Annotated in this window: 6 protein-coding genes and 4 tRNA genes; 1 reads left to right on the top strand and 9 read right to left on the bottom strand. The window is 45.8% G+C overall.

The features are described 5' to 3' along the window. Nucleotides 1-171: 171 nt before the first annotated feature. The 7 genes from JCM19037_RS12195 to pdxS all read right to left on the bottom strand — a co-directional run bounded on the left by JCM19037_RS12195 (nt 172) and on the right by pdxS (nt 2,724). Nucleotides 172-248 (bottom strand) — tRNA-Ile (locus JCM19037_RS12195). 11 nt (nt 249-259) lie between these two features. Beyond that, a tRNA-Gly gene (locus JCM19037_RS12190) sits at nt 260-333 on the bottom strand. Nucleotides 334-362: 29 nt separating this feature from the next. Then, nucleotides 363-439, bottom strand: a tRNA-Pro gene (locus JCM19037_RS12185). A 165-nt stretch (nt 440-604) separates the two neighbouring features. Next, nucleotides 605-681: transfer RNA gene (locus tag JCM19037_RS12180), tRNA-Arg, on the bottom strand. Between the two features lie 109 nt (nt 682-790). Beyond that, nucleotides 791-1,132: a hypothetical protein gene (locus JCM19037_RS12175; RefSeq protein ID WP_152549055.1), complete on the bottom strand. Its 342-nt coding sequence runs from the start codon at nt 1,130-1,132 to the stop codon at nt 791-793. A 145-nt stretch (nt 1,133-1,277) separates the two neighbouring features. Beyond that, the gene (gene pdxT, locus JCM19037_RS12170; RefSeq protein ID WP_373900841.1) at nt 1,278-1,814 is read right to left on the bottom strand and encodes a pyridoxal 5'-phosphate synthase glutaminase subunit PdxT; all 537 of its coding nucleotides are present in this window, start codon (nt 1,812-1,814) and stop codon (nt 1,278-1,280) included. A 22-nt stretch (nt 1,815-1,836) separates the two neighbouring features. Next, on the bottom strand, nt 1,837-2,724 hold the full coding sequence (gene pdxS / locus JCM19037_RS12165) for a pyridoxal 5'-phosphate synthase lyase subunit PdxS (RefSeq protein WP_042401441.1): 888 nt from the start codon (nt 2,722-2,724) through the stop codon (nt 1,837-1,839). Nucleotides 2,725-2,832: 108 nt separating this feature from the next. On the opposite strand from pdxS, the gene JCM19037_RS12160 reads away from it, so the two are divergent. Further along, a complete protein-coding gene (locus JCM19037_RS12160) occupies nt 2,833-4,230 on the top strand; it encodes a PLP-dependent aminotransferase family protein (protein WP_042401438.1) in 1,398 nt (465 codons plus the stop codon). Nucleotides 4,231-4,869: 639 nt separating this feature from the next. Here the strand turns inward: JCM19037_RS12160 and JCM19037_RS12155 are convergent. Continuing rightward, nucleotides 4,870-11,232 carry a carboxypeptidase regulatory-like domain-containing protein gene (locus JCM19037_RS12155; RefSeq protein ID WP_042401436.1) on the bottom strand — a complete coding sequence of 2,121 codons (6,363 nt, stop codon included), beginning with the start codon at nt 11,230-11,232 and terminating at the stop codon, nt 4,870-4,872. After that, nucleotides 11,229-11,963 carry a PQQ-binding-like beta-propeller repeat protein gene (locus JCM19037_RS12150; RefSeq protein WP_238544702.1) on the bottom strand — a complete coding sequence of 245 codons (735 nt, stop codon included), beginning with the start codon at nt 11,961-11,963 and terminating at the stop codon, nt 11,229-11,231. Before JCM19037_RS12150 ends, JCM19037_RS12155 begins: the two co-directional genes overlap by 4 nt.

Below are 11,963 nucleotides of genomic sequence, written 5' to 3'. Positions count from 1 at the left end.
TTGCTGCTCTGTCGCTGTTTTGGCGACTTTTCTATCTTACCACTCAGTCAATGTAGTGTCAATAACTTTTTCGTGGTGTTTTTTCGGCTTGTCGGTTGTTTCCGAAGCGCGAATTCTAATGTAACATTTCCTAACAACCACCGTCAATACTTTATTTCAAAAGTTTTTAGATGGTGGGCCTGAGTGGACTCGAACCACCGACCTCACGCTTATCAGGCGTGCGCTCTAACCAGCTGAGCTACAGGCCCATTTTCTTAAATGGAGCGGGTGATGGGAATCGAACCCACATCATCAGCTTGGAAGGCTGAGGTTTTACCACTAAACTACACCCGCATGAATGTAAGTATGTATTTAGGCAATCATGGTCGGGAAGACAGGATTTGAACCTGCGACCCCTTGGTCCCAAACCAAGTGCTCTGCCAAGCTGAGCTACTTCCCGTTCTTCTTGAAAATGAACGGCGAATCTCTTCGTCATCTGCACTCGTTCGTTCGAGTCGCGTACGGTGTACGCTCACTCTCTCGCTCCTTTGTTTCCTCGACCTTCTTGTTCCTTCCCAAGAAGACCACAGAGCTGAACGGCGAATCTCTATATTAATGAAGAAAATGGCGCGCCCGAGAAGAGTCGAACTCCTAACCTCCTGATCCGTAGTCAGACGCTCTATCCAATTGAGCTACGGGCGCATATGAATGGTGTATGTCATCTTTTCGACATGCATTAATATAGCATGTTGCACAGAAGTTATGCAACCCTTTTCGCGAAATCTAATAATTCCCACACAACATTACTAACCTATTCATCTTCCAACGTGAAGTATTGTTTGAGGAAGTCACGCATGTTTTCATTCCCCCAGTTTGTCATCGAGTGGAGCGTATGGGTATCTTCTGTATCCATTATACTACCCCCTTTTGGTGTCGTCCAAATATAAAAAGATTCCTCTGGGAACTCAACTTTGAAATGAGGATCAGTCGTATCGACGGCTCCACGTTCAGCACTACCGCTATTTATCCAGCGTTGCATGGATCGTAAGACATCACGATCTTCAATTTTAATAGAAGAATCGGGTGCAACATTGTGAAATGACTCCATTTGATGAATAACTGCAGTGTCGGCACTTTCGGTACTTGGCCACATCCGAGTAGAAACGCGACAAAAATGATTGGTACAAACCACCTTTTCAACATCACCAGCTCCTTACATCAAACTGACGTTAACTAGCGACACTCGTTGCAAAAACTGCCTCACCGCTATAATTTAGTAGCGATGAGGCAGTCAACGTTTACACAGTACATGCATTTTCAACCATTTCCACAAACAACCGGTGCATACTCAAGTCATCTGTGAGCTCGGGATGGAATGAGCAAGCTAAAAAATTCCCTTCCTGAACAGCAACAGTTTCATCATTGTACGTACTCAATACATCGACGGATGCACCGACAGCTCTGACAAGAGGCGCTCGAATAAAAACTGCTTCAACTTCCTCTGCAACACCTTTCACCCGTAGTTTCACTTCAAAACTTTCTCGTTGTCGTCCGAAAGCATTTCGCTCGACTTCCATATCCATGAGACGCAGGTGATCTCTTCCCATTAATATTAAACCCGCACACGTACCAAACACTGGTTTTTCCGATTGCGCAAAGGCTTGCAACGGTTCAAAAAAGTGATATTTGTCAATGAGTCTTCTCACGGCAGTAGACTCTCCCCCGGGAATGATTAACCCTGAGATCTCTTCAAGTTGGCTTACTCGCTTTACAGCGATCGCATTTGCACCACTCTTTTCAATCATGCGAATGTGTTCGTCTACCGCTCCTTGCAAGCAAGCACACCAATCGTTGACATTACCAACCTCTCTCTTGCATGCGATCCGCCGGTGCCAATGTAGAGATTTCAAGTCCTTTCATTGCGGTACCGAGATCTTTAGATAGCTCAGCAATGAGCGTGTAGTCTGTAAAGTGAGTGGTCGCTTCAACAATTGCTCGGGCAAATTTCTCAGGGTGGTCAGATTTGAAGATGCCTGATCCGACAAACACACCATCCGCACCAAGTTGCATCATTAATGCAGCATCCGAAGGAGTGGCAATGCCTCCTGCGGCAAAGTTCACGACAGGCAAGTGGCCTTTTTCTTTAATTTCAAGCAACAATTCATACGGCGCACCAATATTCTTCGCTTCTGTCATAATCTCATCTGTCGACATATTAGCGATTTGCTTGATCTGTGCTTGCATTTTTCTCATATGGCGTACAGCTTCTACGATGTTTCCTGTCCCAGGTTCACCTTTCGTCCGAATCATCGACGCGCCTTCGCCAATTCTTCTTGACGCTTCCCCTAAATCTCTCGCACCACATACGAAGGGAACTGTAAACTCTCGCTTATTTAAATGAAAAACTTCATCTGCAGGCGTTAGAACTTCACTTTCATCAATATAATCAACACCCATTGCTTCCAATACACGCGCTTCCACGATATGACCAATTCTTGCTTTCGCCATGACCGGGATCGAAACAGCATTCACTACCTCTTCAGTAATTCTAGGGTCAGCCATTCGAGCAACGCCTCCAGCTGCACGAATATCCGAAGGTACTCTTTCTAAAGCCATAACCGCAACTGCCCCTGCTTCTTCAGCAATCTTTGCCTGTTCCGCATTCACAACGTCCATAATGACGCCGCCCTTTTGCATTTGTGCCATCCCTTGTTTCACACGATCTGTACCGACGAACTTATCCATCGTAACGCCTCCATAGTATGTAAGTGATTGATGCTTCAAAGTATAAAAGACATCTGGTATTGTTATAAGTGTCAGTTTTTTAATTTTTGATGGGGTCAGGTGAAAACGATGGATCAACTTTGGTGTGAACTGGACCGAACGAGCACAACGCCTCTATATGAGCAGCTTTACACACACATAAAAAATGAAATTATTTCTGGCAGAATCGCTTACAACTCTAAGCTTCCGTCCAAAAGAAAGCTAGCGACCTTCCTTAAAATTAGTCAGAATACAATTGAAACCGCCTATGAACAGTTACACGCGGAAGGATACATCGCCGTACTTCCTCGCAAGGGATATTTCGTACAAGCATTTGAATCTTTGGAATATGTAGCACCGACCAGTAGTGTAGCCGCATCGTATCCTTCAAAGAAACACGCCCATCGTTACACGTTTCACCCTGCACAGATAGACAGCCGCCAATTTCCTTATGACAAGTGGCGCAAACATTTTAGAAACACGATGGAAGAGTCCAATCACGATTTGCTATTGCTCGGTGATGGGAAAGGGGAGCGGTCCTTTCGCGAAGAGATTGCCTCTTATCTTTATCATTCTAGAGGCGTTGCCTGCTCCGTCGATCAAATTGTTGTCGGGGCAGGAATTGAAGTGTTAGTTCAACAATTGTTTTTATTGCTCAGCGATGAGCAAACGTTCGGCATTGAAGATCCTGGGTATCAATTAATGCCAAAACTGCTCAAAAATTACGCCCATAAACTCCAACCCATTCCTGTCGACGACAAAGGAATACGTGTGGATGATATTATAGACTCCACAATCGATGTTGTATGCACGACCCCATCACATCATTTCCCATACGGCTCAGTGCTTTCAATTAATAGAAGAAAGCAGCTACTAGACTGGGCACGAGGCAAGAGCGGTCGATACATTATTGAAGATGATTACGATAGTGAATTTCGCTATACAGGGAAAACAATCCCATCTTTGCAAAGCATGGATCAAGACGGCAAGGTAATCTACTTAGGATCCTTTTCCAAGTCGTTAATTCCGTCTGCCCGAATTAGCTATATGGTCATGCCGCAGCCACTATCTGACCGTTACGAAAACGCATTTTCTGACTATCACTCTACCGTATCAAGAATCGATCAACACGTTCTCACTTCATTTATGAAAACGGGTGACTTCGAGAAACATCTCAATCGCATGCGAAAAATCTATCGTCGTAAATTAGATACCGTTATACAATTGTTGCGACCGTACGAGAATACATTGCAAATCATTGGTGAGCATTCCGGCTTACACATCGTTCTTGTTGTTAAGAATCACATGACTGAAAATGAATTGGTTGAAGCTGCAGAACGAGAACATTTGAAAGTTTACCCACTCTCCTATTACTCTCTAACCGCACCAGAGTATAAGCATGCACGAATTGTCTTTGGGTTCGGATCTTTAGCTGAACACGAACTTCCAGACGCACTCTCAAGCCTAATGAAAGCTTGGAACATTTAAACGATCGCTTAGTTTTTACTACCGTTATTGAGAGGGTTCGATATAGAAAATATCGGCATGAATCATGCCTAAGACCGTTTAGGTTTTTCTTTGGCACCTCTGATTGCTAGCACCAGAGGTTTTATATGAATACACAGGGAAGATTTCGGTGGAGAAACGAAGCTTCATAGACTAGCTAATATGAGGCGACCTGTGGTGCTCCCAAACGATCTAGATTACCATCCACCTAAAAATCACAAAAATGAGGAGCCTTCACCACTGAATGTTCAGCAGATCGCGAAAAAGCGATCTAGATCACCGATCTCCTAATGATTCCCAAATACCATTCAACTAGAGATATATGAAAGCAAACACTACCTTAATCTCGGTAGAGAACGAATGCAAACGCACACTTCTTCGTATACTTGACTAGCGTGAGTTCACTCTTGCATTACTCACTCAGATCAATGCGGAAGTGTGCGGGATGCACTGTTTATTTCTAATTCTTTAAAAGCTTGAGGTTATTAGGTCTAGATCGTTAAACCCTAGTATCGGCCAATTCGGTTCGAGCGCAGAAGCCGAACGAATCTTCACCACACTATCCCCCTAAATCATCCGATGATTCAGGGGGATTTTCTTCAATTTCACGTCGCTATTTTGTTAAGCGGCGTCATCTTGATCGGAAGGCCTTGGATCTGGCAGCTCGATTGCCGGTAACACTGTAATGACCATTTCATCATCGGATCGAACACTGCCTGATTCGTTTACAGCTTCTGCATGAAGTACATACTCACCAGGAGCGAGTGTTAACCTGGTAGAAAACACGCCATGCTCGTCACTGTATACCGCTTCCAATCGCTCTTCACCTGCGTAGATTTCAATCCGTGTATTCGGATCGGCTGTGCCTTCTACAATTATGGAACGTTCGCGGTATTCACCTGATGTTTCTTTCCAAACCGGTGCGTTAGGTAGCGGCACTTCATCCATTTCTGCTTCCTTCGCCCAATTAACGGCTTCAAGGAACAAGTCTTTTCCATCTGTCGTCCACCCTCGTTCAGGGCCTGTCATGTTATTGACGGCAAACATAGAAAGTAATACGTGTACATGAAATTTACTTCGGTATTCATACCCAAACCCTGTACCTCGTTCCGTATCACCGACAACAACTTGCCCACTTGCGGTTCCTTCATAACCTGCAAACGTTGCGTACGGACTTCCTTCAGCTAGAATCTCTATTTGCTCATCGGCAAACGACGCAAAGATTGGATGGTCTTCGGTCTGGATCGAAACTGCCCCTTCACCGTAACCTTGCTCGTCTCGATGGAACCCGTCAAAGATCTCGCTTAATGCTTGGAACGTGCCACTATTCCCCCACGTATCCAACAGGACGAGACTCACATTGGCAGCGTCCGTACGATCAATGATTTGTTGGAGTTGAGAAGCATCTGGCGCTTCATTGACAATCACAAGTTCAAACGCCTCTACGTTGAATTCTCTGTCTGCTTGAACCGACACTGCTGCGATATCTTGTTGCTGTAAGAACGTGCTTAGCTCTCCTCGGTAATCACCAACAACAGCAACATCGTATGCTGACAGTTCCACATTTACCGTTTCGTCATTCCCATCTTCTAGAGTGATTTCTCTCACCACATTCATGTAACCTTCTTTGTGGAATTCAACTGTATAAGATCCTGCTACCAATCCTTCGAATACGTACTCTCCACCAGCGTTTGTTTCGGTACTTCTTGTTTCTCCGTTATCCAATACTACGCTCACTTCTTGTAACGAGTCCCCCGTTGTACCATCTGTAACAACACCCGACACTTGCATAACCGGCAGTGACTGCAATGTGAAGTTCACTTCTACTGATTCACTATTACTTGCGACAGTCACTTGCTTTTCTTCGTATTCATAGCCGTCTCGCTCCGCTCGGATTGTGTAATCACCTGCTGCAACACTAAGCTGATACTCACCCTCTTCATTTGTTACAGTCTGACGATCAAGCGTATCAATACGCACGGTTGCGCCTTCCAACCTCTCACCGTCTTCGTCTGTGACGACACCCACAATTTCTGAAGATGCCGATTGTGAAGCCCATTGAATCCCATTAATGAATATCGTTTTTGCATCTTCTGTCCAGCGATGATTCGGATGACCGTATGTGGACGATGCGAGTCCTGCCATAAGCAAATGAACATGGTTACTTGAACGGAATTCGTATCCGATGCTAGAACCGAGCTCTTGTTGCTCAGAGCCTACGCTACTTGCAATCACTTGTCCATCGTAGTCATTAAATACCGCATACTGTTGGTTCCCACTCGCGTTATGAAGCACATCAATTTGCTCTCCTTCATCAAACCCTGCAAAAATTGGATGCTCTTCGGCCACTTCAAAACGAACGGTATTCGCTACAAACCCTTGAGACGTGTTACCCGGGTTCCCAGTATAATCACGCAACGCATTAATCGGACTCGCTCCAAATTGACTTAAAAACACGAGACTCGTCTCCGCATCATCTGCTGCTTGAATCAATTGTTGAAACGCTTGTTCTGAGGCAGGTGCAGGCGCTTCATTCATAATAATCACCTCATACTCACCTGCTTGTTCTGTCAGCTGTTCAACTTGATCCCTTGTATACTCGGACACATCATAACCTTCTTCTGCAAGCAATGGTCCTAAACGATCATGATTTACAGGAGAGGCAAACAGCGCAACATCTTCTGCCCCTGATAGATTGATTTGTACTGACGTCTCCTCTCCCTCAATGATCGTTACTTGGTCTGTTACAGGTTGAAATCCTTCTTTAGAAAAACGAATATCGTAATTTCCTTCCGGAAGTGTTACGGCAAATGTGCCGTCTTCTCCCGTCGATGTTGTAACACCACTGTTTATAACGTCGACAACTACCCCTTCTAACGGTTCTCCTGCTCCTAATACTTCACCGATCAGTTGCCCTGATTGATCCGCTTCCAGTTCAAATACTTGCTCAATAATGTCACCATTTTGTATCGATTGTTCATACGTAACATCTCGATGCCCAAACGCAGAGAAATGAAGAGTGTACGTGCCTTCAGGCAACGCGACAAAAAATTCGCCATTATCACGTGTTTCTACTTCATCCCCAGTCTCCTCAATGTGAATGATACCTTGGACCGGTGTACCGAAGTTGTTCATGAGCGTCCCTTGAATTTCGCCTGCATAACTTTCTTCTGTGTCGATTGCATAAAGAATCGCGTTATCAATAATTTGCGCGCGATTGTCATCATAGTTCTCATGCCCAGGATAGAAGTGAGTATTAATGGTCATACCTGCCAGCAGAATTTCGATACTTTCTGCTGTCCTCCCTTTCATCCCGACCATGCTACCGATGTTGTCCACGCCTTCTTTTGTTTGCTCAGCTAAGATGTTGCCACTGTACCCATCAAAACCGTAATAGTAGTTGGATTGATTCGTAAATGTAAATGTCTCATCCACATTTTCAAAGATTGGGTGATCATTTGCTGTCACCAAAGCTGTATTCTCACCGGCCACATTTCCCCGGTACTCTATTTCAGGATCATTCATATAATCTACGAGATAACGAATGCTTCCTCTGCCACCATGTTGACCTGTCCAAATCACAGGAGTACGAGACGCATCTAATGCTTCTGTAAAGCGGATAAACTCCTCTTCGCTCGGAATGAGCTGGTTATTGAAATCAGAATTGGCAAATACGAGATCCACTTCTTCAATCATTTCTGTGTCCGTATATAGAAAATCTTCAGTTTCGTACCCTTGATATTGTAAATAACTGCTCAGGTTAGGACCAGTTCCTGATGACCGATCAACAATAATTCCTACAGTTGGTGAGCTCCGCATCCCTATTTCTAACTGGACATTCTCATTCGGAGCTACATCCACATCAACTTCTTCACGCAACAACCCTTCTTTATACAAACAAACGGTATAAGAACCTGGCTCTACTGCGTCAAATCTGAAGCTCCCTTCAGCATTCGTTACCGTAGTGCGGTCTGTTGGCCGGAGTGATACTTCTACATTTGCAATCGCACCGTACTCAAAAAGTTGATTCACACTGCCTTGAATGCTACCCGCATCTTCAGCCGTTTGTAGCACGATATCCAGCATCTCAAGATCTTCATTTATGCTTACCTCAATTTCTTCTGTCGCATAACCAAATGCCTCCACGCGCACATTTGCTTCACCAGCAATGGATGGGATGGTGAAAGAAGCGTCATCTTCAGCTGTTCGATCTGCGAGCGTCGCATCATCGATTGAAACCGTCACATCCGCGCGAATGGCTTCGCCATTTTCATTGGTTACCGTTCCTGCTACTTCGTAAAACTGTTCGTACGCGGCCCAAAGGGTTGCGTCGATGAACATGTCCTTCCCGGATGCCGTATAATCATCACCAGACTTGGCGATCTCAACGGCATGAGCACTCATGAGAAGTTCAACACTCTCCGGTGATGTCGGCGTGAACGCCACACCTGTTCCGTGAGGCGCTTCACCTACATGTGCCACCTGAGCAAGGGAGAATCCATCATACTCATTAAACGCAGTTACTCTGCTCGCGGTTGGCGTTAACAGTCCAATATTGCCTGTTTCGTTAGCAAAAATCGGATGTTCGTCTTCAACAACATACTCAGCAGCCGTTTGACGATGGTCAACTCTCGTACGTTCCCCAGGATGGTCCCGGTGGTTGTGAAGATGCGAAATTCCACCACCACTAAAATAAGTGTCTCCGTACACTACGCTCGTTTCCCTCGCTATCGCTGCTTCTTCAAAAGCGGCAAAGTCTGATGCACTGACATTGGTTTCATTGTTAAACCAAACCACATCATAGTCTCCGACGGTTTCTAGTATGTCAGCTGTTGAACTGTACCGTTCTGCATCTATATTAACTTCCTCGAAAATGGCTTGTAAGTGATCATTACCAATCGCACGGTCTCCTATAATGGCGACGCTCGGTACCGGCTCCATGAAGATTTGTTGCTCAACCGAGGAAGACGCGACCGTAACTGTCGTCTCGAAGTGGACAAATGATTCGAGTTGTGACGTTAATTGATATTCGCCTTCTGTTAGCTCAGTAAAGACATAGGATCCCTCTCCATCGGACGTCGTTTCTTGAATGACCTCCCCACCTTCATCACGCAGCTGCAATGTAGCCCCTTCTAGCGGAGTGTTGGTTTGCGCGTTCACGACGTCCCCAATAATCTGACTGCCGTCAGATTCGCCCATCTCCACTTCTATTACAACGGCTTCTCCGTAAACAAAGTCAACGTCAACGGTTTCGATCTCATACCCCGAATGACGAACTTCTACAGTAAATTCACCTTCTTCATGATGCAACACGGCTTCACCGTCACGATCAGCTGTCGTTTGCAAACCTGTTTCACGAACCGTCGTTCTTGCTTGTAAAGGATCCCCATTCGTATCCACGATCGTTACGCGCAGTTCTCCAAATCGTGTTTCTTCATCTAATAAATAATCCAACGTTGCGAGCAACACTTCGTGTTGGCCATGTAGCCAATGTTGTTGAGGTTGGTTCCAACTCGCTGCTGTAAATGTTGATAACAGCACATGTGCGCTCTCTTCAGACACAGGTTTGTAAGCAACGCCAGTTCCTGCAGTCCCGATCAAACCACTCTCAATATCTCCCAAATGGATGCCGCTGTACCCGTTAAACCACGATGCGTTTGCACTACTTGCAAAGGGTAACCGGTCCCCTGGCGCTAACCCTTGCAATATCGGATGAGCTTGTTGTACCTCTAATGTAAGAGAAGTCGATCCATAATTTGATTGATGTGAGTCAGGATCCCCGTAGTACTCGACGAGATGTTGAATCGATCCATAACTCGGTCCCCACGTATCAGCGAACACAAGGTCAACATCTTCGGCATTCGCCTTATCAATTAAATCTCGTACTTCCTCATCACTCGGTTGCCAGCCTCCTGAACCATATGCCCCGTTCAGGTACACCACTTCATAGCGCTCAATGTCATCAACAAAACCATCCCACTCACGCTCTTCGGCACGGTACCCTTGCTGCGTAATTAGATCTGTTATTGCTGACTCGTAGTCGTTTAACACAGCAATATCAAAAGGTGCCATTTGCCAATCCACTCTTTTTCGCTGCCCTTCAACAATCGTCACTTCTGACTGAAAATCTTCATATCCACCTGCTTTTGCTGTTACTGTATACGTTCCGGCAGCAATATCTTCTAACTCAAATCGGCCTGATTCATTGGTTGTCCAATCCATTTCAGTATCTTGTAATGAGAACTCGACACCAGAAATCGGTTCTCCCGTTCGTTCATCAGTAACCGTACCGATAAATCTTCCATCTCCAACCGGCGCCAAGGAATACTCCTGCTCATAAATATGCCCAGATCGAAACTCGAGCGTCTCGATAACCTGCTCGTATCCATACGCACCGACACGCACCTCATGTTCTCCAGGCAATACTTCGAGAAGAAACTCCCCTTGCTCGTCCGCGGTGACCACTTGATCCGTTCCCACAACGCGAACCGTACCTTGAAAAGCTTCACCAGACTCATCAGCAATCACACCAGTGAGCATACCTGGGGACACAAATGAAAGGAGTGCATCATGAGTCGTCATAAATAAGTTCCCATCAAGAATGGCTGGGGCGGAGCTACTCGCTGCACCTATTCCCCATTGACCGAGACTTTCCCCATTCGCACTATCAATGGCTGTCAATGTGTTCGTATTGTCGGACAAGTAAAAGGTGCCGCTCCCGTCCATTGCCCCGTTGTTCACCGTTGTACCCACCTCACGGTTTTCCCAAATCATTTCACCCGTGTCGGTATCAAATCCCCGTACACCACCTACAGTTGCGGAACTCGCAATCACAACTGATCCAGCGACTACCGGTCCAGCGGCTTGCGTATCACCCATTCCATCAACTTCCCATAGAACAGTTCCACTATTCGCTTCGATCGCATAAAGGGTCCCATTTGCTGAGAAATTCGTACTAAACGCATAAATTGTGCCATCTTTCACTGCAGCGTTGCCGCAAACCCTTCTTGGCTACCCGTTTGTACATGCCAGTTTTCAGACCCATCTTCAAGAGACAACGCATAAATCGCTCTGCCTGAGTATGAACCTACGACCAATTGTTCCTCGGCAATCGCCGCACCAAAGTACGTATCCCCTTGAACTTCGGCTCGCCACAATTCACTGCCATCCTCAGCTTGAATCGCCACGACCGTCGTGTTTCCACTAATGTTCGACGTTAAATATAAAACACCGTCATGATACAGAGGTGACTCATAAATCGGCACATTGTCGAGAACAATTTCCCAATCCACGACCCCGGTATCGAGATGAATACGATATAGCCGTTGATTCTGTCCTCCTGTTACATACACATAATCACCGGCAATTGTCGGCGTAGAACGATTCAAACTTTGCGTACGGTACGACCACCTAGTTTCTTCACGATCACGATCCACAGCATGCACATAGCCCGCATCAGTCGTATAAACGATCGTGTCCTCATTCGCAACCGGTGAGGAGAAAATCGTTCTTCCCGGCGCTGATGATTCCCACGCTAAGTCTAAAAAGGATGGATCAACATGTGCATCCGCAACGGCATTTCTTTCAACATTCTGATTTCTCGTTTGCCAGTACGGCTGCTCCGATGTTTCACTTCGCTGGACGGTAATCGTCACTTCATCGGTAGCGGCAACATCCACTTCGTATGTTGTGTTAACAATGCCCTGCCCACTCAC

Origin of the sequence: Geomicrobium sp. JCM 19037 (assembly GCF_000698105.1) — a bacterium.
Taxonomy (GTDB): Bacteria; Bacillota; Bacilli; order Bacillales; family Marinococcaceae; genus Geomicrobium_A.
This window is presented reverse-complemented; position numbering and strand designations above follow the sequence as displayed.

Coding starts and splice junctions, on each gene's coding strand:
- JCM19037_RS12175 (WP_152549055.1), bottom strand. CDS start 1,132: ATGTGGCCAAGTACCGAAAGTGCCGACACTGCAGTTATTCATCAAATG.
- pdxS (WP_042401441.1), bottom strand. CDS start 2,724: ATGGATAAGTTCGTCGGTACAGATCGTGTGAAACAAGGGATGGCACAA.
- JCM19037_RS12160 (WP_042401438.1), top strand. CDS start 2,833: ATGGATCAACTTTGGTGTGAACTGGACCGAACGAGCACAACGCCTCTA.